The organism is Microcella alkalica (genome assembly GCF_014595885.1).
GTDB classification, from domain to species: Bacteria; Actinomycetota; Actinomycetes; order Actinomycetales; family Microbacteriaceae; genus Microcella; species Microcella alkaliphila_B.
In genome coordinates this window covers 150,687-173,656 of sequence record NZ_JABUKC010000003.1, presented here as the reverse complement: position 1 = coordinate 173,656, position 22,970 = coordinate 150,687, and the positions used below count along the sequence as shown (strand labels likewise).

26 protein-coding genes are annotated in these 22,970 nt (G+C 72.5%); 19 read left to right on the top strand and 7 right to left on the bottom strand.

Translation table 11 applies throughout. The features are described 5' to 3' along the window. Positions 1-33: 33 nt before the first annotated feature. On the bottom strand, positions 34-1,329 hold the full coding sequence (locus ID804_RS08555) for an MFS transporter (protein WP_169079453.1): 1,296 nt from the start codon (positions 1,327-1,329) through the stop codon (positions 34-36). Beyond that, complete coding sequence (locus tag ID804_RS08550; RefSeq protein WP_169079455.1) at positions 1,326-2,036, bottom strand: aquaporin; 711 nt, start codon at positions 2,034-2,036, stop codon at positions 1,326-1,328. Before ID804_RS08550 ends, ID804_RS08555 begins: the two co-directional genes overlap by 4 nt. Before the next feature lie 35 nt (positions 2,037-2,071). Here ID804_RS08550 and ID804_RS08545 point away from each other — a divergent pair, with 35 nt between their 5' ends. From ID804_RS08545 to ID804_RS08535, 3 genes are all read left to right on the top strand, one after another. Beyond that, positions 2,072-2,980 (top strand): metalloregulator ArsR/SmtB family transcription factor, encoded by a 909-nt coding sequence (locus ID804_RS08545; RefSeq protein ID WP_169079457.1) that lies wholly within the window; start codon positions 2,072-2,074, stop codon positions 2,978-2,980. A gap of 102 nt (positions 2,981-3,082) precedes the next feature. Further along, positions 3,083-3,496, top strand: coding sequence for an arsenate reductase ArsC (locus ID804_RS08540; protein ID WP_169079459.1), 414 nt, complete (start codon positions 3,083-3,085; stop codon positions 3,494-3,496). Beyond that, the gene (locus ID804_RS08535; protein WP_169079461.1) at positions 3,493-4,128 is read left to right on the top strand and encodes an arsenate-mycothiol transferase ArsC; all 636 of its coding nucleotides are present in this window, start codon (positions 3,493-3,495) and stop codon (positions 4,126-4,128) included. The genes ID804_RS08540 and ID804_RS08535 overlap by 4 nt, the downstream gene beginning before the upstream one ends. Before the next feature lie 39 nt (positions 4,129-4,167). Here the strand turns inward: ID804_RS08535 and ID804_RS08530 are convergent, their stop codons facing one another. Beyond that, positions 4,168-4,848 (bottom strand): winged helix-turn-helix transcriptional regulator, encoded by a 681-nt coding sequence (locus ID804_RS08530; protein ID WP_169079463.1) that lies wholly within the window; start codon positions 4,846-4,848, stop codon positions 4,168-4,170. Between the two features lie 69 nt (positions 4,849-4,917). Between ID804_RS08530 and ID804_RS08525 the strand changes: the two genes are divergently transcribed. The 4 genes from ID804_RS08525 to ID804_RS08510 all read left to right on the top strand — a co-directional run bounded on the left by ID804_RS08525 (position 4,918) and on the right by ID804_RS08510 (position 8,202). Further along, positions 4,918-5,184 (top strand): hypothetical protein, encoded by a 267-nt coding sequence (locus ID804_RS08525; protein WP_169079465.1) that lies wholly within the window; start codon positions 4,918-4,920, stop codon positions 5,182-5,184. Between the two features lie 133 nt (positions 5,185-5,317). After that, positions 5,318-5,914 carry a heme-binding beta-barrel domain-containing protein gene (locus tag ID804_RS08520; protein WP_169079467.1) on the top strand — a complete coding sequence of 199 codons (597 nt, stop codon included), beginning with the start codon at positions 5,318-5,320 and terminating at the stop codon, positions 5,912-5,914. Continuing rightward, positions 5,904-7,043 carry a CAF17-like 4Fe-4S cluster assembly/insertion protein YgfZ gene (ygfZ, locus tag ID804_RS08515; RefSeq protein ID WP_169079469.1) on the top strand — a complete coding sequence of 380 codons (1,140 nt, stop codon included), beginning with the start codon at positions 5,904-5,906 and terminating at the stop codon, positions 7,041-7,043. The genes ID804_RS08520 and ygfZ overlap by 11 nt, the downstream gene beginning before the upstream one ends. 49 nt (positions 7,044-7,092) lie before the next feature. Next, the gene (locus ID804_RS08510) at positions 7,093-8,202 is read left to right on the top strand and encodes an FUSC family protein (RefSeq protein WP_169079471.1); all 1,110 of its coding nucleotides are present in this window, start codon (positions 7,093-7,095) and stop codon (positions 8,200-8,202) included. A 49-nt stretch (positions 8,203-8,251) separates the two neighbouring features. Here the strand turns inward: ID804_RS08510 and ID804_RS08505 are convergent, their stop codons facing one another. Then, a complete protein-coding gene (locus tag ID804_RS08505; RefSeq protein WP_169079473.1) occupies positions 8,252-9,109 on the bottom strand; it encodes a class I SAM-dependent methyltransferase in 858 nt (285 codons plus the stop codon). A gap of 80 nt (positions 9,110-9,189) precedes the next feature. Here ID804_RS08505 and ID804_RS08500 point away from each other — a divergent pair, with 80 nt between their 5' ends. Then, the gene (locus tag ID804_RS08500; RefSeq protein WP_169079475.1) at positions 9,190-9,933 is read left to right on the top strand and encodes a phosphoglyceromutase; all 744 of its coding nucleotides are present in this window, start codon (positions 9,190-9,192) and stop codon (positions 9,931-9,933) included. A 13-nt stretch (positions 9,934-9,946) separates the two neighbouring features. Further along, on the top strand, positions 9,947-10,435 hold the full coding sequence (locus ID804_RS08495) for a hypothetical protein (RefSeq protein ID WP_169079477.1): 489 nt from the start codon (positions 9,947-9,949) through the stop codon (positions 10,433-10,435). 90 nt (positions 10,436-10,525) lie between these two features. Here ID804_RS08495 and ID804_RS08490 read toward each other — a convergent pair whose 3' ends face one another. Then, positions 10,526-11,200, bottom strand: coding sequence for a TetR/AcrR family transcriptional regulator (locus ID804_RS08490; protein ID WP_169079479.1), 675 nt, complete (start codon positions 11,198-11,200; stop codon positions 10,526-10,528). Positions 11,201-11,372: 172 nt separating this feature from the next. Here ID804_RS08490 and mhpA point away from each other — a divergent pair, with 172 nt between their 5' ends. The 7 genes from mhpA to ID804_RS08455 are packed head-to-tail and all read left to right on the top strand — an operon-like array spanning position 11,373 to position 18,963. Beyond that, positions 11,373-12,995, top strand: a complete 1,623-nt coding sequence (gene mhpA / locus ID804_RS08485) for a bifunctional 3-(3-hydroxy-phenyl)propionate/3-hydroxycinnamic acid hydroxylase MhpA (protein WP_169079481.1) — start codon at positions 11,373-11,375, stop codon at positions 12,993-12,995. Positions 12,996-13,035: 40 nt separating this feature from the next. Then, positions 13,036-14,529: an ATP-binding cassette domain-containing protein gene (locus ID804_RS08480; protein WP_169079483.1), complete on the top strand. Its 1,494-nt coding sequence runs from the start codon at positions 13,036-13,038 to the stop codon at positions 14,527-14,529. A gap of 49 nt (positions 14,530-14,578) precedes the next feature. Further along, positions 14,579-15,796, top strand: coding sequence for an ABC transporter substrate-binding protein (locus ID804_RS08475; protein ID WP_169079485.1), 1,218 nt, complete (start codon positions 14,579-14,581; stop codon positions 15,794-15,796). Between the two features lie 20 nt (positions 15,797-15,816). Beyond that, positions 15,817-16,674: a branched-chain amino acid ABC transporter permease gene (locus tag ID804_RS08470; protein WP_169079487.1), complete on the top strand. Its 858-nt coding sequence runs from the start codon at positions 15,817-15,819 to the stop codon at positions 16,672-16,674. Next, on the top strand, positions 16,671-17,705 hold the full coding sequence (locus ID804_RS08465; RefSeq protein WP_169079489.1) for a branched-chain amino acid ABC transporter permease: 1,035 nt from the start codon (positions 16,671-16,673) through the stop codon (positions 17,703-17,705). Before ID804_RS08470 ends, ID804_RS08465 begins: the two co-directional genes overlap by 4 nt. Then, positions 17,702-18,379 (top strand): enoyl-CoA hydratase/isomerase family protein, encoded by a 678-nt coding sequence (locus ID804_RS08460; RefSeq protein WP_169079491.1) that lies wholly within the window; start codon positions 17,702-17,704, stop codon positions 18,377-18,379. Before ID804_RS08465 ends, ID804_RS08460 begins: the two co-directional genes overlap by 4 nt. Positions 18,380-18,381: 2 nt before the next feature. Beyond that, entirely contained in the window at positions 18,382-18,963 is a 582-nt protein-coding gene (locus tag ID804_RS08455; protein ID WP_169079493.1) for a carboxymuconolactone decarboxylase family protein, read from the top strand. A 49-nt stretch (positions 18,964-19,012) separates the two neighbouring features. Here the strand turns inward: ID804_RS08455 and phoU are convergent, their stop codons facing one another. Next, positions 19,013-19,666, bottom strand: a complete 654-nt coding sequence (phoU, locus tag ID804_RS08450; RefSeq protein WP_169079495.1) for a phosphate signaling complex protein PhoU — start codon at positions 19,664-19,666, stop codon at positions 19,013-19,015. Between the two features lie 158 nt (positions 19,667-19,824). On the opposite strand from phoU, the gene ID804_RS08445 reads away from it, so the two are divergent. Beyond that, the gene (locus ID804_RS08445; RefSeq protein WP_169079497.1) at positions 19,825-21,018 is read left to right on the top strand and encodes a sensor histidine kinase; all 1,194 of its coding nucleotides are present in this window, start codon (positions 19,825-19,827) and stop codon (positions 21,016-21,018) included. Then, a complete protein-coding gene (locus ID804_RS08440; protein WP_169079499.1) occupies positions 21,015-21,695 on the top strand; it encodes a response regulator transcription factor in 681 nt (226 codons plus the stop codon). The genes ID804_RS08445 and ID804_RS08440 overlap by 4 nt, the downstream gene beginning before the upstream one ends. An 87-nt stretch (positions 21,696-21,782) precedes the next feature. On the opposite strand, the gene ID804_RS08435 is transcribed toward ID804_RS08440, so the two are convergent. After that, entirely contained in the window at positions 21,783-22,274 is a 492-nt protein-coding gene (locus tag ID804_RS08435) for a hypothetical protein (RefSeq protein WP_169079501.1), read from the bottom strand. A 195-nt stretch (positions 22,275-22,469) separates the two neighbouring features. On the opposite strand from ID804_RS08435, the gene ID804_RS08430 reads away from it, so the two are divergent. Next, a complete protein-coding gene (locus ID804_RS08430; RefSeq protein ID WP_169079503.1) occupies positions 22,470-22,952 on the top strand; it encodes a CarD family transcriptional regulator in 483 nt (160 codons plus the stop codon). The last annotated feature ends 18 nt before the right edge of the window (positions 22,953-22,970 follow it).

Genomic DNA, 22,970 nt, shown 5'->3' with positions numbered 1-22,970 from the left:
AGGCGCGGACGCGCCGATGACGGGGGATGCCCGTCAGCGCTCGCGCGCGTCGCTCGCGTCGTCGTCGGGGCCGGCCGCGGCCTCGCCGGGGGCGACCGCGGTGTCGGCGGGGTCGTGCTGCGCTCGACTCAGGGCGAGGAACGGCAGCGCGAGCGCCGAGATCGCGCCACCCCAGAGCAGCGAGAGCCCGTAGCCGCCGACGTCGGCGGCTCGCCCGAGCGCGGGCTGGATGACGACGCCGCCCGCGCTGCCGAGCAGCGAGTAGAACGACAGCACGGTGGCGCGCTGCTGCGAGGGGATCATGTCGTTGAGGTAGGCGCGCTGCGCCGGCTGCCCGATCGAGGAGGCGATGCCCCAGGCGGCGAGCAGCGCGATCGCCACCCAGAGCTGCTGCACGAATGAGAAGGCCACGAGCACGGCGGCCGAGGTCGCCGCCGAGGCGAGCAGCAGCGTCGTGCGGCGCCGCACGAGGCGGCGCACGAGCGGGGCGAGCGCGCCACCCGCGATCGAGGCGCCCGAGATGATCGCGGCCGCGAGGCCCGCGAGCGCGTAGGCGCCGTCGTCGCCGCCGAGCTCGAGCAGGTAGGGCTGCAGTGCGTAGAAGGCGTAGATGCCGACGCCCGCGGTGAACGGCGTCGCGATCATCACCCAGCGAATCGGCGGCCGGCCCAGGCCGTGCCGCACGGAGGCGTGCATGACCTCGCGCACGGCCGCGCCGGGGGTGGCGCCGCGCACGGGCGTGAACCCGAGGTCGCGCATGAGCACGGCGGCGATGACGAGCATCGCCACGAGCACGCCGGCCCGCACGAGGAACGGCACCCCGAGGTTCGTGGCCTGGGCGATGACGCCGCCCGCGACCGAGCCGGTCAGCATCGCCACGCCGGAGACCACCTGCGCGCGCCCGAAGACCCCCTCGAGGGCGCCCCGGTGCCCGGTGGCCCGCAGGGCGTCGACGAGCCAGGCGTCGACCGCGCCCGAGAAGAAGGTGAAGCCGAGCCCGAGCAGCACCGACACGAGCGCCCAGGCCCAGAACGGCGCCTGCCACACCCACATGAGCCAGTAGAGCGCCGTCGTGACCGCGAGCGTGAGCGTGCCGAGCAGGTACGAGGCGCGGCGCCCCCAGGTGTCGGCGACGACGCCGGTGGGGATCTCGAAGAGCACCATGCCGGCGGTGAAGAACGCGTTCGCGGCGAAGGCCTCGAGGTTGGTCAGCCCCGCATCGAGCAGGAAGAGCGTGTTGATGCCCCAGATGAACGACGCCGCGAGCGTGCTGCCGAGGGTGAGCGCGTAGTAGGTGCCCTCGACGCGGCGCGACGTCGGCGCGCTCATGGTCGGCGCCCGCCTCGGACCACCAGGGCGGCTCCGAGCACGAGGGCGGCCGCGAGCAGCTGCGCCACGATGTAGCCCGCGGCGCTCTCGGGGGCGATGCCCGAGAAGGTGTCGGTGGCGATGCGGCCGATCGTGATCGCCGGGTTGGCGAAGCTGGTCGAGCTCGTGAAGACGTAGGCGGCGCCGATCCACCCGGCGACCGCGGGCGCGATGAGGGCCTCCTTGCCCTGGTGCGCGAACAGCAGGATGACGGCGAGCAGGCCCGCGGTCGCGACGACCTCGGCGAGCATCGTCGAGGGCTCGGCCCGGTCGGTCGTGCTGAGCTCGATCGCGGGCAGCGCGAACATGACGTTCGCGAGGGCGGTGCCGGCGAGGCATCCGACGATCTGCGCGGGCACGTAGGCGGCGGCCTCGCCGGCCGTGCTGCGCCGCAGGCCGAGCATGACGAGCGTGACGGCGGGGTTGAGGTGGGCGCCGCTCAGGCCGCCGAGGGCGCTGATGAGCACGAACAGCACGAGCACCGTCGGCAGGGCGTTGAGCAGCAACTGCACGCCGACGTCGTCGCTGAGGCGCGTCGCCATGATGCCGGAGCCGACGACGGTCGCGGCGAGCACGGCGCTGCCGGCGGCCTCGACGAGCGCCCGGAAGGGCAGGGCGGGCGTCGAGGCGGAGGCGAGGGCGGGCGCGTGCTCGGCGGCGACGGACATGGGCTCAGCGTACGACGCTCGATAGACTGGCGTCTATGAGTGCCGGTGCGCGGGGCGGCGAGGCGGGGGCGGATGCCGCGCTGCGCGCGCTCGCGGACCCGAGCCGCGCATCCATGCTCAGGCTCCTGCTCGCCGCCCCTGACGGGCGCGCCACGGTCACGGAGCTCGCGCGGGCTCTCAACCTGCGCCAGCCGACGGTGTCGCACCACATGCGGCTGCTGCGCGAGGCCGGCCTCGTCGAGGCGACCCGTGACGGGCGCCGCACCTGGTACGCGGTGGCGGGCCTCGAGCGCGAGCGCGTCGTCGAGCTGCTCGAAGTGCCGGCCCCGGCACGCGTCTCCGGCCAGGTGCTGCAGCGCATCATCGGCGACCTCGCGCAGCGGTTCGACGGCGTCTTCTCGCGCGGCACGATCGAGCGCTACGTGCTCGAGAGCTACGACCTGCTCGCCGAGCGCGCGGGCATCTCGCAGCGGCTGCCGTCGCTCACGGCGCGCTTCGCCGCCGAGCGGCTGGCGGCCCTCGCGGCCGCCGAGCGGCACGACGACGTCGATCGTCCGCTCGAGGTGCTCTTCGTGTGCGTGCAGAACGCGGGCCGCTCGCAGCTCGCCGCGGCGATCCTGCGGCAGCTCGCCGGCGACCGGGTGGTCGTGCGCACGGCGGGTTCGGCGCCCGCCGACGCCGTGCGGGCCTCGGTGGTCGCGGCGCTCGACGAGATCGGGGTGCCACTCGGCGGCGAGTTCCCGAAGCCGCTCACCGATGAGGCGGTGCGCGCGGCCGACGTCGTCGTGACGATGGGCTGCGGCGACGCATGCCCCGTCTACCCGGGCCGACGCTATCTCGACTGGCCGGTGGACGATCCGGTGGGGCGGCCGATGGAGGAGGTGCGGCGCATCCGCGACGACGTCGACGCCCGCGTGCGCGAGCTGCTCGCGAGTCTCGGCTGAGCGCCCGGTCTCGCGACGCTCGGCTGAGCGCCTCCCGCCGCGCGGCCCCGCGCGCGATGGACGGGATTGCCAATGCATAGATGTCTGTCTATGCTTGCGAGCATGACCGATTCGCGCATCCCCACCGTGCTCTTCGTCTGCGTGCACAACGCCGGCCGCTCCCAGATGGCCGCCGGCTACCTGCAGCACCTCGCAGGCGACCGCGTCCAGGTGCTCTCGGCGGGCTCGGCGCCGAAGGACCAGATCAACCCCGTCGCGATCGAGGCGATGGCCGAGGAGGGCATCGACATCGCTCACAACGTGCCCAAGGTGCTCACCACCGAGGCCGTGCAGGAGAGCGACGTCGTCATCACGATGGGCTGCGGCGACGTGTGCCCCGTGTTCCCCGGCAAGCGCTACGAGGACTGGGAGCTCGACGACCCCGCCGGCTTGGGGCTCGAGGCCGTGCGGCCGATCCGCGACGAGATCCGCCGCCGCATCGAGGGCCTCGTCGCCGAGCTGCTGCCGGGCGCATGAGCGAGTCGCTGCCGGTTCCCGACGTCGCGCGGCGCATCTCGGCCCGCCTCGCCGCGCGCTACGCCGGCATGGTCGGGCCCGAGACCGTGCAGGCCGTCGTCGACGACAGCTACCGGCGGCTCGCCGCGACCGCGACGATCACGCAGTTCCTGCCATCACTGACGGCCCGGTTCGCCGCCGATCGGCTCGCCGCGATCGCGCGCGCCGAGGGCGTCGCCTCCGCCGCCACGCCCTCCGTGCTGTTCGTCTGCGTCGAGAACTCCGGCCGGTCGCAGCTGGCTGGCGCGATTCTGCGCGCGCTCGCGGGCGACCGCGTGACCGTCATGACGGCGGGATCTGAGCCGGGTGCGGGCATCGCCTCCGGCGTGGCCGAGGTGCTCGACGAGGTCGGCATCCCGGTGCTCGCGGAGTACCCGAAGCCGCTGACGGACGATCTCGTGCGCGGCGCCGACCACGTCATCACGATGGGCTGCGGCGATGCGTGCCCCGTGCTGCCCGGCCGCCGGTACGAGGACTGGGCGATCGCCGACCCGGTGCCGGGCGGCATCGAGGGGATGCGTGCGGCTCGCGACGCGATCACGGCGAGGGTCGAGGGTCTCCTCGCCCAGCTCCGCACCGGCTCCGTCGCCTGAGACGGTCCGGCGAGACCGGCCCCGCCGCAGTCTCCCGCATCACGAGTCGACGCGCTGCGACTCCTCCTCGTGGAGGGTGAAGCGGTAGCCGACGTTGCGCACCGTGCCGATGAGCGACTCCATGTCGCCGAGCTTCGCGCGCAGGCGCCGCACGTGCACATCGACCGTGCGGGTGCCGCCGAAGTAGTCGTAGCCCCACACCTCGCTCAGCAGCTGCTCGCGCGTGAACACCCGGCTGGGGTGCGCGGCGAGGAAGCGCAGCAGCTCGAACTCCTTGAAGGTCAGGTCGAGGGTGCGCCCGTGCACCTTCGCCGAGTAGCTCGCCTCGTCGATGACGACGCCGGAGGCCCGGATGGTGGTGGATGCTCCCTCTCGCGACTGGCGCCCGATCGCGATGCGCAGCCGGGCATCCACCTCGGCGGGGCCGGCGCCCTCGAGGATGACGTCGTCGACGCCCCACTCGGCGGTCACCGCGGTGAGGCCGCCCTCGGTGAGCACGAGCAGCAGGGGCGAGCCGGCGCCGGTCGCGGCGAGGATCTTGCACAGCCCCTTCGCGGCGGCCAGGTCGGTGCGGCCATCGACGATGATCGCGTCGGCGGGGGGCGCGCCGACGAGGGCCGCCGGCTCCGCGGGGATGACGCGGACCCGGTGGCTCAGCAGCTCGAGCGCGGGGAGAACGTCGCTGTTCACCTGCGAGGTCAGGATCAACAGCTGCGCCACGCGTCCTCCAGGGTGTCCCGGGCAGTCTACAAGCGCGCTCCTGCGGTGCCGAGCCCTAGCATGGGCCTCATGAGCCGCACCCTCGCGACCGCGCTGCCCGTGTGGTTCGCCGTCGTCGCCGGGCTCATCGTGCTCGTCGTGCTCGGAGCCCGCGAGGTGTGGCTGCCGTCGGTGCCCGTCATCGGTGCGGGGGCCCTGCTGCTGACGTTCCTCGTGCAGGTGAGTCTGCAGTCGAAGGACGGCCTGGTGCGCCGCATGCAGGTGAGCGTGACGGGCGTCGTGGTGATCCTCGCGGTGGCGTCGCTCGCGATGCTGCTCACAGCATCCGGCGCGTAGACTGAGCCCATGCTGCTCGCGCTGGAGATCTTCTTCCTCGGCCTTCTCGGCCTCGCCTCGCTCGCCATCGGCGGCGTCTCGATCGTGGTGCTGCGCAACCTGTACCGCGGCCAGCGCTGACCTCGCCGGCGTCGTGTTCAACCTCGACACGAGCCTGCCCGCCGAGCTCGCGCCCCTCTCCTGGCTCATCGGGGTCTGGGAGGGCACGGGCGTCGTGCACTACGACGACGACGGCACGACCCGCGAGCACGAGTTCGGCCAGCGCGTGAGCTTCAGCCACGACGGGCTGCCGTACCTGAACTACTCCTCCTCCACCTGGCTGCTCGACGAGCAGCAGACGGCCCTCAACGCCGAGGCCGGCTACTGGCGCCTGCACCGCCCCTCCCTGCCCGGCGACCCCGGCCCCGGCATGCTGCCCGGCGTCGGCGAGCGCCCCTACCCGACGGCCGAGAGCGTCGAGACGCTGCGCACGAGCCGCGGCGACTTCGAGATCGAGGTCGCGCTCATCCACCCCGGCGGGGTCAGCGAGCTCTACCTCGGCACCGTGAACGGCCCCCGCATCGACCTGCAGACCGACGCCGTCATGCGCTCGTCGAGCGCGAAGGAGTACGCCGCCGCGACGCGCCTCTACGGCCTCGTCGACGGCAGGCTGCTCTGGGCGTGGGATATCGCCGCGCTCGGCAACGACCTGCGCACGCACGCCTCGGGAACCCTGACCCGTGTCGACTGAGTCCGCCTTCCTGAGCCTGCCGGGCGCCGTCGCGCTCGGAGCCACCGCCGGTCATTACGGCGACCCGGTCGTCGAGCAGCGGATGCTCGCCGCGGGCCGCGCCCTCGTCGACCTCTCCGACCGCGGCGTCGTGACCGTCACGGGCGACGACCGTCTGCGCTTCCTCGACTCGCTCACCTCGCAGGCGCTCGCGCAGCTCGCGCCGGGGTCGAGCGCCGAGACGCTGCTGCTCGACCCCAACGGGCGGCTCGAGCACAGCATCCGCGTCATCGATGACGGCACGACCGCGTGGCTGCTCGTCGACGGCGGGCAGGCGGCGGCGCTCGCCGCGTGGCTCGACCGCATGCGGTTCATGATGCGCGTTGAGGTCGCCGACGCGACGGGGGAGTGGGCGACACTCGGGCAGCTGCTGCCCGCCGACGCCGCGCCGCTCGTCTCGCCTGCCGAGCCCAACGCGGTGCCGCTCGTGTGGCGCGACCCCTGGGGTGAGGTGCAGCCGGGAGGCTGGCAGTACGCGGGCGTCGAGGCGCACCCGGGCGCGGAGTTCCCGCTCATCGAGCTGCTCGTGCCGCGCGCCTCGCTGCCGGGCCTCGTCACCGGTCTGCGCTCGGGCCTCGCCCACGTCGCGGGCTCGCTCGCGCTCGAGGCGCTGCGCATCGCCGCGTGGCGGCCACGGCAGTCCGACGTCGACGACCGCACGATCCCGCACGAGCTCGACTGGCTGCGCTCGGCCGTGCACCTCAGCAAGGGCTGCTACCGCGGGCAGGAGACCGTGGCGAAGGTGCACAACCTCGGCCACCCGCCGCGCCGGCTCGTCATGCTGCACCTCGACGGCTCGCTGTCGGTGCTGCCCGAGCCGGGCGCTGTCGTGCTGCACGACGGCGCCGAGGTCGGCCGGGTCACCGCCGCCGCGCGGCACCACGAGCTCGGGCCGATCGCGCTCGCCGTCGTCAAGCGCACCCTGCCGGTCGACGCGGCGCTCGCTGTGACCGCGCAGCTGCCCGGCCCCGATGGCGCGCCCGGCGACGAGACGGCGATCGCCGCCGCGCAGGAAGTCGTCGTGCCGCCCGAGGCCGGGGCGACGGCGAACGTGCCGCGCATCCCGCGGCTCGGGGCGATCCGGCGCTAGCGTCGAGCCGTGACGGGTTCGGCGGCGCGCGCGGGGCGCGGAGGCGGCCGTGGCTGAGCGAGGTCACGCGGTCGCGCGGCTCGAGCGCAGCATCCGCCGCCGCATGGATGCCCGCCTCGCCGCCCAGCGCGTGCTCCGTTCGCTGCCGGCCATCGCGCAGATCGTCGTGGCGGCCGTCACCGCCTACGCCATCGCGACCTTCGTGCTCGGGCACACGCTGCCCGTCGTCGCCGTGACGGTGACGATCGCGGCGCTCGGCCTCGCGCGTGACGCCCGGCCGCGGCGCGTGCTCGAGACCGTCGTCGGCATCACCGTCGGCATCGCCGTCGCCGCGGTGCTCGTGCAGCTGCTCGGGCAGGGGGTGGGGCAGATCGCGGTGATCCTCGCCATCACGCTCATCGTCGCGCGCGCCGTGTCGCCCTCGGCGGGGTTCGCGATCGCGGCCGCGGTGCAGTCGATGCTCGTCGCCGTGCTGCCCGCGCCGGAGGGCGGCGTGTTCGTGCGCGTCGTCGACGGCCTCGTCGGCGGCGTCGTGGCGCTGCTCGTGACGGCGCTCATCCCGCGGCTCGACGTGCTGCGCTCGCGCGGTGAGTCGCGCGCGCTCTTCTCGGTGCTCGACCAATCGCTCACCGGGCTCGCCGACGCGCTGCGGCGCGGCGACGAGCCGGCCGCCGACCTCGCCCTCGCGCGCAGCCGCCGCACGCAGCCCCTCGTCGACGAGTGGACGCAGACGCTCGACTCGGCCCGCGCCGTCGCCGCGTACTCGCCCTGGCTGCGCCGCGGTCGCGCCCGGCTCGCCGCCGAGGCGCAGCAGCTCGCGGCCGCCGACCTGGTGACGCGCCACGTGCGGTCGATCGCGCGGCGCGTCGACATCCTCGTGCGCGATCGGGTGCCGCGCCCCGGGCTCGCGGGGCTGCTCGACGAGACGGCCGTCATCGTGCGGGCCCTCGGCGCGAGCGTCGACGACCCGGCCGAGGCCGACCGCGCGCGCGTGCTCGGCCTCGCGCTCGCCGGGTCGCTCGCGCCCGACCGCGTGCCGGGCGCCGTCACGGTGCCCGACCAGGTCGTCGTCGTGCTGCTGCGCTCGCTCGTGTTCGACGTGCTCGTCGCGGTGGGGCTCGACGCGGCGCAGGCGCGACAGGCGCTGCCGCCGCTGTAGCGCGCGCCGCCGCGGCGCGCCGCCGCGCGCGAAGCCGGGCCCCGCCGCGCTACTCGCCGCCCGCGAGCGCCCCGTCGCGCGGCGCGACCGCGGCCCACGGCAGCGTCAGCTCGCCGAGCCGCCACCGCGCGACCCCGTCGCGCACGGGCCATCCCTCGTCGCGCAGCCCGCGCACCGCGGCGACCCAGCGCTGCCGCGCCGAGAAGGTGGCGAGTGGCGCGTTCCTGGCCCACTGCGTGTCGAGCGCGCGCAGCAGCTCGTGCACGCGCTCGCCGGGCACGTTGCGGTGGATGAGCGCCTTCGGCAGCCGCTCCGCCACGACCGAGGGCCCACCGGCGTCGGCGAGCGAGTCGAGGTGCAGCGCGATCGTGAAGGTCTCGGGCCCGGTCTCGGCGACCGCGGACGCGCCAGCACCCGGCGCCCCAGCCGCCCGCAGCCCCACCCAGCTGCCGACGCGGCCGACCTCGTTGCACGTGCCCTCGAGCAGCAGCCCGCCGGGCGCGAGGCGCGCGAGCATGCGCCGCCACGCCCCGTCGACCTCGGCCTCGTCGTACTGCCGCAGCACGTTGGCCGCGCGAATGACGGCCGGCCGGGCATCCCCTGCCAGCGGCACCTCGAAGCCGCCGACCGCGAACGAGAGCCCGTCGCCCGCGTACGGCGCGGCGGCGGCGACGCGCGCCGGGTCGATCTCGATCCCGACGACGCGCACGTCGTGCCGCACCGCCCGCAGCCGTGCGAGCAGCTCGGCGGGCGTGCGGTGCGAGGCGCCGTAGCCGAGGTCGACGACGAGCGGGTCGGCGGCGTGCCGCAGTGCGGGGTGGGCGGCGATCCAGCGGTCCATGCGCCGCAGCCGGTTGACGCCGGTTGTGCCGCGCGTGATGCGGCCCTCAGCGCGCGGCGGAGTCATGGCCCCATTCTCGCGGGCGCCCGACCGCCCCGTGCGCCGACGGGGTGGGCGGATGCCCGGCGCTGGCTAGGCTTGACCCCATGTCGCACACGCTGATCCTGCTCCGCCACGGCCACTCCGTCTGGAACGAGAAGAACATCTTCACCGGGTGGGTGGATGTCGAACTGACCGAGCAGGGCCGCGCCGAGGCGCGCCGCGCCGGTGAGCTCATCAAGGCCTCGGGCCTGCAGCCCCGCGTGCTGTACACGAGCCTGCTGAAGCGCGCGATCCACACGGCGAACCTCGCCCTCGAGGTCGCCGAGCTCGACTGGCTGCCGGTGAAGCGCAGCTGGCGCCTCAACGAGCGCCACTACGGCGCGCTGCAGGGCCTCAACAAGGCCGAGACCCTCGAGCAGCACGGCGAAGAGCTGTTCATGACGTGGCGCCGCAGCTTCGACACCCCGCCGCCGCCGCTCGCCGACGACGCCGAGTTCAGCCAGGTGCACGACCCGCGCTACGCCGACATCGACGGCGAGGTGCCCCGCACCGAGAGCCTCAAGCTCGTCATCGACCGCATGCTGCCGTACTGGCAGAGCGACATCACGCAGGATCTCGCGGCCGGCAAGACGGTGCTCGTCACCGCCCACGGCAACTCGCTGCGCGCGCTCGTGAAGCACCTCGACGGCATCAGCGACGACGACATCGCGGGCCTCAACATCCCGACGGGCATCCCGCTCGTGTACGAGCTGGGCGACGACTTCATGCCGATCAAGCCCGCCGAGTACCTCGACCCGGAGGCCGCCGCCGCTGGCGCCGCCGCGGTCGCGAGCCAGGGCAAGAAGTAGGGCCGAGGGCCGCGTGCTGCGGTTCGCGGTCGTCGCGTTCCTCGACGAGGTCGCGCTCGAGGCCGAGTTCGACGTCGACGCGCTGCCCCTGCACCTGACGCTGCTCGGCGCCGCCTCGACCGACGCCGACCTCGACCAGGTGGTCTCGGCGGTCGAAGCGGCGTACGCGCCGGGCGGCGTCATCGAGGCGGTCGGCGGCGATGACGATCTCGTGGGCGCCGACGAGCGTGAGGCGACGATCGTCGTCGACGACGGCCGATTGGCGGATGCCCACCTCGAGCTCGTCGTGGCCCTCCGCGACCTCGGGGTGCGCGTCGACGACCCGACCCTGGTGGGGCGCCGCTACCGGCCGTTCGTGGCCGTCGCCGACGACCCGGATGACCGCGCGAGCCGCATCGACCGCGGCGAGCGCCTCGAGCTCCGCGCCGTCGCGGTGCTCGACCTCGCCCCCGACGGCGACCGCTCGCGCGTCAGGGTCGTTGAGCAGTTCCCGCTCCTGTAGGAGCGGGAACCAGCAAGCACTGTCCGCTCCTGGAGGAGCGGGAACCAGCAGACGCTGCCCGCTCCTGGAGGAGCGGGAACCAGCAAGCGCTCAGTCCTCGTCGTCGACGGCGTCGGGCAGCGGCGGCAGGGGTCGTTGCACGATCTCGTGCGCCTCGATCGGCGGAATGCCGACCATGCGCAGCAGGTATTCGGCGTAGTGGTCGGTGGGGTCGCCGACGGTGCGGTGCTCGAGGTACTCGCGCATGGCGCCGAGCACGGAGGCGAGGGTCATGGCGGCGGCGAGGCGAACGTCGGGGACGGTGAAGCGGCCCGTGTCGACGCCGTACTGCAGGTCGCGTGCCGCACGGGGGCCGAGCGCCTGCAGCAGGCCCTGCTGAGCGATGCCGACGCGCACCATGAACCAGCCCCATACCGGGTCCGAGAGCGCGGTGCGCATGAGGTGCCGCAGCGAGAACGAATAGACCTCGGCGGCGTCCTCCAGGCCGTGCGACATGGCGTCGAGGCGCTGGCCGAGCCGTTCGACGGTGTCGAGGATCGCCTCATCGATGAGGTCGTCGCGCGACTTGAAGTAGTTGTAGAACGTGCCCTGACCGATGTCGGCGCGCTCGGTGATCGCGAGGATCGTCACTGACTCCGGCCCGCCTTGCGCCATCTGCTCGCGCGCGGCGCGCAGGAGGGCGTTGCGCGTGCGCAGAGCGTTGCGCTCGCGGCGGCCCATGACGGGCCGCTCATCGGCGGCCGTGGTGCCCGGGCTCTTCGCCATGGTCGCCGCTCCTTCCCGTCCGTGCCGAGCTGCCGTCGTGGCCCTCGTGATTGTTCCACGTGTTCTCTCCGCGCACCCCACTGGAGGAGCTCACTTGACATTATGACGGAAGTCTCTAATGTGGTGAATCACTCGTGGATGAGTGTCCATTCATATTTGTACGGAGTTTCCAATGACGCAGACCTCCTCAGTCTCTGAGACGCACCGCGGCGACGTCGTCGTCGTCGGCCTCGGCCCCGTGGGCCTCCTCGCCTGCATCATGCTCGGGCAGCGTGGCTACACGGTGCACGGCATCGAGCGCTGGCCCACGCCGTTCGGTCGGCCGCGCGCGGTGACGTTCGACCACGAGATCGCGCGCATCCTGTCGACGCTCGGCATCGACTCTGACAACGACCCTGCGATCGAGTACCACGACGACCACTACTTCTGGATGACGCCCGAGCAGGAGATCCTGCTCGAGGTCGACTGGATCTCGAAGGCACAGGACGGCTGGCGCAACCGCTACTGGTTCAACCAGCCCGACCTCGAGGAGCGCCTGCGCACGCTCATCCAGACGCTGCCCTCGGTGCACCTGCACCCCGGCAACGAGGTCGTCGCGTTCTCGCAGACCGACGAGGGCGTCACGGTCGACTACGTCGAGACCGAGGTCGCCGGCGTCGTCGCGAGCGCCAAGCAGGGTGGCCGCACGGGCCGCATCGAGGCGCGCTTCGCCATCGGCTCCGACGGCGCGAACAGCTTCATCCGCCGCTCCATCGGATACGACTACACCGACCTGAACTTCTTCAGCGACTGGCTCGTCGTCGACGTCAAGCCCGAGGTCATGCCGCAGTACGTCACCGCGCACTATCAGGTGTGCGACCCGGCTCGGCCGACCACGGTCGTGCCTGGCGGCCCCGGTCGCCGCCGCTGGGAGTTCATGGCACTGCCGGGCGAAGACACCGCCGAGCTCGCGACGCCCGAGAAGGTGTGGAGCCTGCTCGAGCCCTTCGATCTCAGCCCCGCCAACGCCGAGCTCGAGCGCGCGGTCGTCTGGCGCTTCCAGGCGAAGTACCTCGAGCACTGGCGCGCGGGCCGCGCGGTGCTCGTCGGCGACGCCGCTCACCTCATGCCGCCGTTCGCCGGCGAGGGCATGTGCGCGGGACTGCGCGACGTCGTCAACCTCATCTGGCGTCTCGACCTCGTGCTGCGCGACGAGGCGAGCCTCGAGCTGCTCGACGACTGGTCGAGCGAGCGCCGCGAGCAGGCGAAGTGGTACATCAACTTCTCGGCCGACCTCGGTCGCGTCATCTGCGTCGCCGACCCCGCCGAGGCCGCTGCGCGCAACGAGCGCATGATGGCCGAGCACGCGATCCAGAGCCAGTCGGGCCCGGTGCCCGCGCACGAGGCGCTACTGGGCTCCGGCACGTGGATCGAGTCCGACCCGCTCGCGGGCAAGCCCTCGGTGCAGAGCATCGTCGCCGCGGGCGGCCGCACGGGTCGCTTCGACGACGTCGTGGGTCGCGGCTGGTTCGTCATCAGCGCCGTGGGCGCGGATGCTCCGCTCACGGGCGAGCGCGCCGAGCGCTTCGCGGCCCTCGGCGGTCGGCAGTTGACCGTCGGCGCCCCCGGTTCGGGCGCCGACGTCGTCGACCTCGACGGCACGTACTCGAGCTGGCTGCGCGAGCACGACCGCGCGCACATGCTCGTGCGCCCCGACTTCTACGTCGCGGCCACGGCCTCGACGGCGGAGGAGCTGGCCGAGCACTTCGACGAGATCACGCGCAGCATCCGGGTCGGCGACTCGGTCGCCGCCTGATCCGGTCGGCAGCGAGCGCTTCCGGAGATCGACGATGATCATGACGGACGAGAACCCCGCACAGGACGTGCTGATCCGCGCAGCCGGTGTCTCGCGCACCTTCGGCGGCGTCACGGCGCTGAGCGACGTGAGCTTCGAGCTGCGCCGCGGCGACGTGCTCGGCATCATGGGCCCCAACGGCGCGGGCAAGAGCACGCTGCTGTCGCTGCTCGCCGGCGTGCGCCGGCCGAGCACCGGCGAGCTGACGGTGTGCGGGCAGGACATGAATCGCTCGGCGCGCGGCGACGCCGCTCGCAACGGCGTGGGTCTCGCTCACCAGATCCCGAAGCCGTTCCGGCAGCTAACCGTGCGCCAGAACGTCGAGGTCGCCGCGCAGGTCGTGCCGAGGCGACACCGCGCCGCGGTGGTGCACGAGGCGCTCGAGCTCACGGGCATGCTGGCCGCCGCAGACCGGCCCGCGGGGCAGCTCGGGCTGCTCGAGCTCAAGCGTCTCGAGCTCGCGCGGGCGCTCGCGCTCGACCCGCAGGTCGTGCTGCTCGACGAGGTCGCCGCCGGGCTCACGGGCGCCGACCTCGACGAGCTCATCACGCTCGTGGCAGCGGTGCACGCCAGCGGTCGCACGCTCGTCATCGTCGAGCACGTGCAGGAGGTGCTGCACCGTCTGGCGAACCGCGTGCTCGTGCTCGAGTGGGGCAAGTCGCTCATGGAGGGCACGCCGCAGGAGGTCTCGACTGACCCCCGCGTGATCGAGATCTACCTGGGCTCGGCGCGAGAGTCGGATGAGCCGCGTCGGCAGCGCCCGCCGCTGCCGGGCGACGCGCCCGCCCTCCTGCAGGTCGACGGCGTCTCGGCGGGCTACGGGCCGATCACCGTCGTGAACGACGTGTCGTTCACGATCGCCGCCGGCGAGGTGCTCGCCGTGCTCGGCGCCAACGGCGCAGGCAAGTCGACCCTCGCCCGCACGCTGCAGGGCGCGTCGACGGCCCGTACCGGCGCGATCCTGCTCGACGGCGAGCCCGTGCACCACCGCAGCGCTCACCAGCGCGTGCGGGCCGGTATCGCGCTCGTGCCGGAGGGTCGGCGGCTCTTCGGTGACATGACGGTGCGCGAGAACCTGGAGCTCGGGCTGCGCTCGGCGCGCCATCGCGAGCCGCTCGATCGCGTGCACGAGCTCTTCCCCCGCCTGCGCGAGCTCCAGAATCGCGCCGCCGGCACGCTCTCCGGCGGCGAGCAGCAGATGGTCGCGATCGGCCGAGCGCTCGCGAGCGAGCCGCGCGTGCTCATCTTCGATGAGCTCTCGCTCGGGCTCGCCCCCCTCATCGTCGACCGCATGCTCGACGCCGTCGAGCGCATCGCCTCGTGGGGCACCGCCGTGATCCTCATCGAGCAGAACGTGCACCAGGCGCTCGAGCTCGCCGACAGCGTGCTGCTGCTGCGCCGCGGCGACGTCATCTTCCGGGGCCACCCCCGGGACTTCAGCGAGGAGGAGTTCGCCCGCGCCTACCTGGGCATCTCGGACGACGCCTCCTCCTGACCCCCTTCGCACCATCCCGACCATGCAGAACCGCAAAGGAGCACTTCGCATGACCGCATTCCGCCGCACGGTCGTCGCCTCGACGATCGTCCTCGCGCTCGGCCTCACGGCCGGCTGCTCCGCCGCAGGCGGATCCGCCGACGACCCGGTCGTCCTCGGCGCGAGCCTTCCCCTGACCGGACCTCTTCAGGCCTTCGGCACGTCGCTCGAAGTGGGATACCAGCTCGCCGTCGACGAGATCAACGAGGCCGGCGGCATCACCGTCGACGGCGTCGCGCGCGAGCTCGCGCTCGAGATCCAGGACAACGCCTCGACGCCCGAGACGGCGAGCGAGCAGGCCCGCGACCTCGTGCTCGAGTCGGGCGCCGTCGCGCTCCTCGGTCCGGCGACGCCGCCGCTGAGCATTCCCGTCTCGCTCGCCGCCGAGCAGCTGAAGGTGCCGGCGATCATGACGATCACGCCCATCCAGGCGTGGAAGGGCGCGAACCCCGAGGGCTGGAAGTACGCCTTCGACGCCTTCTTCGACGAGGTGCAGATGACCGACACGCAGTTCCAGGCGGCCGATCTGGTAGAGACGAACAAGAAGGTCGCGCTCTTCACCGACCTCGAGGAGGACGGCATCGTCATGGGCGGGCTCTGGGCCGACAAGGCCGAGTCGTTCGGCTACGAGATCGTCGCTCACGAGGAGTTTCCGGTCGGCAACACCAACTTCTCGGCCCAGGTCTCCGAGGCGAAGGCCTCGGGCGCCGAGGTCGTCATCGCCCAGGTGATCCCGCCGGACGGCATCGCGCTGCTGCGCGAGATGAAGGCTCAGGGCTACCAGCCCGAGGTGCTCTTCCTCGAGAAGGCCGGCAACACCGGCGGCTACCCGCAGCTGAGCGACGGCCTCGCCGACGGCGTGCTCGCCGCCAACTGGTACGCCGAGGGCATGGGCCTCGATCGTGAGGCCGATTTCATCGCCGACTTCGCCGAGCAGACCGGCGGCGTCAACAGCGACCTCGGCACGATCGCCTACGGCTACTCGATCGCGCGCATCCTCATTGAGGCCATCGAATCGGCGGGCTCGCTCGAGGCCGACGCGATCGTGGCGGCCATCGCGGCCACCGACGGCGAGTACCCGGCCGGCAGCATCGCGTTTGCCGACGACCACACGGCCGCCCTGCCCGCCGTGCAGACCCAGTGGGTCGGCGGCGACCAGGTGCTCGTGCTGAACGCGGGCGGTGACGCGGCGTCCTCCATCGCCGTGCCCGTGCCCGGCCTGCAGTAGGGGACGAGGGGAGGGCGCTCATGGAGCTCGTGGTCCAGGGGATCCTGCTCGGCGGACTCTACGCGACCGTCGCACTGGGGCTGTCGCTCGTGTTCGGGGTCATCAAGATGGTGAACCTCGCGCACGGCGAGTTCCTCGTGCTCGGCGGCTATGTGACGTCGTTGCTCGTCGTGAGCCTCGGCGGCGACCCGCTGCTGCTCGCGATCCCCGCCGCGCTCATCGTGGGCGCCCTCGCCTATCCGCTGCAGCGCTACCTGCTGACGCCGCTCATGCGGCACTCGACGGAGGCGCCGATCACGGCGACCTTCGGCGTCTCCGTCGTCGTGCAGACCGTGCTGCTGCTCGTCTTCACCGCCGACCCGCGCACGCTCAACGCCCCCTACGCGGCCTCGCAAGTCGAGGTGCTGGGCGTCGGCATGCGCACGACGCTGCTCATCGCGACCGTCATCGGCGTCGCGCTCGTGATCGTGCTCGATCTCACGCTGCGGCGCTCGCGCTTCGGGCGCCAGGTGCGCGCGGCAGCTTTCGACCCCGACGCGGCGGGCCTCGTGGGCATCGACCTCAAGCACACCTACGCCATGGTGCTCGCCGTCGCGGCGGCGGTCTCGGCCATCGGCGGCGCGCTCATCGCCCTCTCGTTCTCGGTCGATCCGGTCGCCGGCACGGGCTGGCTGCTGCGCGCGTTCACCGTCGTCGTCATCGGCGGCCTCGGCAGTGCTCGCGGCACGCTCGCCGGTGGCATCACCGTCGGCCTCGTCGAGACGATCGCCGCCGCCGTCTTCGGCGCCCAGTACCGCGACGTGGCCGTCTTCGGCGCGCTCGTGGTCGTCCTCCTCCTCCGCCCCCAGGGCCTGTTCGCGAAGGTGCAGCGCGCATGACCGACCTCACCGCTCCTCGAGCCTCGCGCGCACCGCGGGCGCTCGCCCGACTGGCTCGCTACGGCGCGCCCCTGCTCGTCGCCGTCGCGCTGCTCGCGTCGTCCGAGGGTCTTCGGCTGGCGACGGTCAACCAGCTGACCTCGCTGCTGCTGCTCGCGGTGCTCGCCATGAGCTGGAACCTCGTCAGCGGGTTCGGCGGGCAGTTCTCGCTCGGCCACTCGATCTTCGTGGGGGTGGGCGGCTACGCCACCGCGGTCATCCTCGACCTGCTCGGTCTGCCGCTCGTCGTCGTGCTCGTGCTGTCGGGGGTCATCGCCGCCCTCATCGGCGTCGTGCTCGCCTACCCCATGCTGCGTCTGCGCGGCCCGTACTTCGCCATCGGCACGCTCGGCCTCGCCCTCGCAGTGCAGGGGTGGATGCTCAACTGGGACTTCACGCGGGCATCGCAGGGCTACTCGATACCGCTCGATCAGAGCGTCGACCTGCTCACCGTGATGCGCATCGCTGTCGTGCTCGCCCTTGTGGCGGTCATCGTCTCGCAGCTCATCGTCGACCTGCCGCTCGGTCTGCGGCTGCTGGCGCTGCGCGACAACGAGGACGGCGCGCTCGCGCTCGGTGTGCGCCGCCTTCGCACGCTGCTGCCGACGTGGGCCATCTCCGCCTTCCTCGTCGGCGTGATGGGCGCAGTCGTCGCGCTGCAGAACGGGCAGGTAACGCCGCAGTCGGCCTTCAGCATCCAGTACACGCTCGACGCGGTGATCATCTGCGTCATCGGCGGGCTCGGCACGCTCTACGGGCCGCTCATCGGGGCGGTCGCCGTCTTCGTGCTGCGCCAGTTCACGGCCGACTTCGCCGGGTGGGCATCGCTCATCGAGGCGATCATCGTGATCCTCATCGTGCGCTTCGCCCCCGACGGCGCGATGGGAGTGCTCTCCGGCCTGAGTCGGCTCGTGCGGCGCGCACTCGTGCGGAGGCGCCGGCTCGAGGCATCATCGTCGACAGAGTCCACGCGCGAAGGAGTCGCAGCATGACCAGCATCGCCCGCATCGAGATCCGTGGCCCAGGGGCCAACCTGCTCAACCCCGAGGTGATGAGCACGGTCACGTCGGCCATCCTGGCTGCCGATCGCGATCCGGAGGTGACCGGCATCCTGCTGACCGGCGCGGGTGAGAGCTTCTGCGGCGGACTCGACGTCCCGGCGATCCGCGCGGGCGCCGATCCGGTGGCCTTCGCCACCTCGCTCGTCAGCCTGCTGCGTGTCTTCCCGACCCTGCGCACCCCGATCGCCGCGGCCGTCAACGGGGATGCCGTGGCCTCGGGCGCCTCGATCGTCGCGGTCTGCGATTACGCGGTCGCGACCCCGACCGCGCGTCTGGGCACCTACGAGGTGAGCGTCGGCGTCTGGCCGATGATCGCCCAGGTGCCCATCGTCCACCGCATCGGCGTGCGCTGGGCCATGGAGAACATCGGCTCCGGTGAGCCGTTCAGCGCCGAGCGCGCCCGCGAGGTCGGGCTCGTCAACGCCGTGCTCGAGCCCGAGCGTCTTGAGGCCGACGCGACGGCGTGGCTCGAGCGCGCCGCGCGCGCCGGAGACGCTGTGCTCGCGGGCCGGCCCTCGCTCTACCGCTTCGCCGAGCTCGGCTACGACGAGGCGCTGCAGACGTCGCTCGCCGAGTTCTCGGCGATGTTCGAGCGGGGGCGCTGACCGTGCGGCTCGTCAGTCTCGTCGACCCCGCGACGCTCGAGGGCGAGGCTCGCGCCGTCGCCGACTCCGGCATCGCCCAGTACGGTCAGGCGCTCGAGACCTGGCGCGCGATCATGCACAGCCCCGACCTGTTCGCGGCGTACCTGCCGTTCCTGCGCGCCGTCGCCGGCCCCGGCCGACTGGATGCTCGAACCAAGGATCTCAGCGCGCTCCTGGTCGGGTCGCTCAACCGCTGCGCCTACACCGTGAGCCACCGCACCGCCTCCGCGCGCCGCAACGGCGTCGACGAGCGCGAGCTCGAACTGGTCGTGGCGGGCGAGTGGCGGGGCTTCGACGACCGCCTGCGCGCGGCCCTCGAGCTCACGCGAGAACTCACGCTCGAGCCCGCGCGTCTGGCTCCGGCCGAGCATCCGACGATCATCGATGACGCCCTGCGCAGCCGACTGCAGTCGCTCTTCGACGAGCGCGAGCTCGTCGAGCTCACGATGTCGATCTCGGTCTGGAACGGGCTCGCCCGGTTCCATCGCGTCATGGGGTTCGAGTTCGACATGCCGCCCGCGCCGGAGGGCGTCGCACCGCACTGACCGTCAGCGCCGGCGGGGCCCTCGCCCGGCCCGCCTGGGCCGCGCCGACCTAGTGCGCCTGCGGCACCCAGTCCCCGGTCGCGAGGTACTGCACCTTCTTGGCGATCGACACGGCGTGGTCGGCGAAGCGCTCGTGGTAGCGCGAGGCGAGGGTGGCGTCGACGGTGTCGATGGCCTGGCCCTTCCAGGTCTCGCCGAGCACCTTGTCGAAGACGCTGAGGTGCAGGGCGTCGACCTTGTCGTCCTCGTTGCGGATGGCCTCGGCGATCTTGACGTCCTCCGTCGTGAGCAGCTCGACGAGCATGCGGGCGATCTGCACGTCGACCTGGCCCATCTCGGCGAAGGTGGGGCGCAGGCTCTTGGGCACGACCTTCTCCGGGAACCGGTAGCGGGCGAGCTGCGCGATGTGCTCGGCCATGTCGCCCATGCGCTCGAGCGATGCGCTGATGCGCAGCGCGCTGACGACGATGCGCAGGTCGCGCGCGACGGGCTGCTGACGGGCGAGGATGTTGATGGCGAGCTCGTCGAGCTCGGCTGCGGCTACGTCGATCTTGGAGTCCTCGGCGATGACCTGCTCGGCGAGGGAGACGTTGGACTCGTTGAAGGCCCGCGTGGCGTTGTCCATGGAGGTCGCGACGAGGGTCGAGATCTCGACGAGGCGCTCCTGCACCTCTCGCAGCTCCTGCTGGAACACTTCGCGCATCAGGTCACGTCCTTGCTGGTCTCGGGGCGCACAGTCGGGGCCCACACTGCTCGTCGCGGGTGAACGGCAGGTGACGCGAGAGCGAACTCTCGGCACCGGGCGCTCGCCGTCCCGTTCCGGGCGTTCCGGGGCGGGAAGTGGTGTCTAATCTAGTGCTCATGGACTCGGCACTGCTGGTGCCCCTCGCGCTGCTCCTCGGCGCGGTGATCGGGGGAGGCGCTGTCGCCACGGTCGTCGCCGCAGCCCGGCGGGGTCGTGTCGCGGCCGAGGTGACGTCGACGGCGGTGCCCGACGGCATCGCACACGTGCTCGACGTGCTCGACACCGCCGGCGCCGTCGTCGACCCGAGCAACAACGTCGTCAAGGCGAGCCCCGGGGCGCACACGCTCGGACTCGTGTGGCACCGCACGCTCGTGCACGCGCCGCTCGTCGACCTCGTCGACCGCGTGCGACGCTCGGGCGAGGCCGTGACGGAGGACGTCGACATCGCGCGCGGACCGCTCGGCGATGCGAGCATCCACCTGACGGTGCGCGTCGCCCCGCTCGGCACGCGCTTCGTGCTGCTGCTCGCCGACGACCGCACCGAGTCGGTGCGCCTGGAGGCGGTGCGCCGCGACTTCGTCGCCAACATCAGCCACGAGCTGAAGACGCCGATCGGCGCGATCGGGTTGCTGGCGGAGGCGCTCGAGCAGGCCGCCGACGACCCCGAGCAGGTGCGGCGCTTCGCGAAGCGCATGAGCAAGGAGTCGACGCGCCTGGCGACGATGACGCAGGAGATCATCGAGCTCAGCCGCCTGCAGGCCGCCGACGCGCTCACCGACCCCGACGTCGTCGACGTCGACCGGGTCATCCAGGCGGCGATCGACCAGAACCGGGTGACGGCCGAGTCGCACCGCATCGCCCTCGTCTCCGGCGCCCGCAGCGGCGAGCGCGTCTGGGGCGACGAGGGGATGCTCGTCACGGCCGTGCACAACCTCATCGCGAACGCCGTGCAGTACTCGCCGAGCCCCTCGCGCGTGGGCATCGGCGTCACCGCGCTCGACGACGTGGTCGAGATCGCGGTGACCGATCAGGGCATCGGCATCGCCGAAGAGGACCTCGACCGGGTGTTCGAGCGCTTCTTCCGCGTCGACCAGGCGCGCGCTCGCGCCACGGGCGGCACGGGCCTCGGCCTCAGCATCGTCAAGCACGTCGTGCAGAACCACGGCGGCGATGTGCGCGTGTGGTCGCAGCCGGGCCGAGGCTCGACGTTCACGCTGCGTCTGCCGCGCGCGACCGACTCCACGCCCGCCGTGCTGCCGCCGCTGACGACCGCCCTGACCTCCGCCCTGACCCCGAAGGCCCGCGCATGACCCGCATTCTCATCGTCGACGACGAGCCCTCGCTCTCCGAGCCGCTCGCCTACCTGCTCGGTCGGGAGGGCTACGAGACCGCGGTCGCGGAGGACGGGCCGGCGGCGCTCGCCGAGTTCGACCGCGCCGGGGCCGACCTGATCCTGCTCGACCTCATGCTGCCGGGGCTGCCCGGCACGGAGGTGTGCCGCGAGATCCGGCAGCGCTCGAGCGTGCCGATCATCATGCTCACGGCGAAGGACAGCGAGGTCGATATCGTCGTGGGCCTCGAGCTCGGCGCCGACGACTACGTGACGAAGCCGTACTCGACACGCGAGCTGCTGGCGCGGATCCGGGCGGTGCTGCGGCGCCGCGTCGACGACGAGGTCATCGACGACGGCGTGCTGGAGGCCGGCGGGGTGCGCGTCGACGTCGATCGCCACCAGGTGAGCGTCAACGGTCGCGAGATCGCGATGCCGCTGAAGGAGTTTGAGCTGCTCGAGCTGCTGCTGCGCAACGCCGGCCGCGTGCTGACCCGGGGGCAGCTCATCGACCGCGTGTGGGGCGCCGACTACTTCGGCGACACCAAGACGCTCGACGTGCACGTCAAGCGCATCCGCTCGAAGATCGAGGCCGACCCGTCGAACCCGCAGCTGCTGCTGACGGTGCGCGGCCTCGGCTACCGCTTCGAGGCGTAGGGGGCGGATGCTCGGCGCGCGCCCACCGGTCGAGCGGCGTCGGCGAACCGGCGCCGTCCGGTCGATCGGCCCGACCGAGCGCGGGCCCTAGTCGGTCGACTCGGGGTCGGCCTCGGGCACGTAGAGCTCGTACTCGGGCAGCGCGCCGTCGAGCACGGGCACCTGCAGCTCGCTGCCGGGCTCGTCGCCGTACTGGAAGAAGACCGGGTAGAGCGCGCCGGGGGTCACGTCGACGCCCTCGATGATGATCTGCTCCTGCTCGGGGCCGCCGAGCGAGGTCGTGCTCTGGCCGTCGACGACGACGCGCTCGCTCTCGCGGCCGCTGCCCGACTCCCACTGGATGGTCACGGCGCGGTTCTCGTCGCCGGTGTTGACGAGCGAGACCACGAGGTTGAGGCGGTCGCCGTCGTCGGTGATGAGCAGGGCGTTGCGCACGGCGATGTCGCCGACCGTGGTGCCGGCGCCGTCGCTGGGCTCGTACGGGATGTTCGTGGCGATCTCGGCGTCGAACGTGCAGCCGGTCGTCCCGAGCGCCACGACGGCGGCGAGAGCGATCGTCGTCGCCCAGCGGTTGTTCACGGATAGCCTCCAGAGCCCATCGAGTCTGCGGTCGCGGGCGCGAGCCATCGCGCGAGCAGTCGTGCGACCTCCCCCAGTCTAGCCAGGTCTCAGGCTCTGTTCAGCGCGCGCGAACGCGGGGCGCGTGCCGGGCCGGCCGGGGATGCTGAGAAACCGCTGTGGTAGAATCGAGGTTCTGCGGAAGGACCACCATCCATGCTTTTCCAGGTCGGCGAGACGGTCGTGTACCCCCACCACGGGGCGGCGACGATCATCGAAGTCAAGAACCGAATCATCAAGGGCGAAGAGAAGCTCTACCTCAAGCTCAACGTCACGCAGGGTGATCTCACGATCGAGGTTCCGGCTGACAACGTCGACCTCGTCGGCGTTCGCGACGTCATCGGCCAGGAGGGTCTCGACAAGGTGTTCGAGGTGCTGCGCGCGCCGTTCACCGAGGAGCCCACCAACTGGTCGCGCCGCTACAAGGCGAACCTCGAGAAGCTCGCCTCGGGCGACGTCATCAAGGTGTCGGAGGTCGTGCGCGACCTGTGGCGCCGCGATCAGGACCGCGGCCTCAGCGCGGGCGAGAAGCGCATGCTCGCCAAGGCGCGCCAGATCCTGATCTCCGAGCTCGCCCTCGCCGAGAAGACCGACGAGGAGAAGGCCTCGAGCGTCCTCGACGAGGTGCTCGCCTCCTGAGCCTCGCCGTCGCGACGC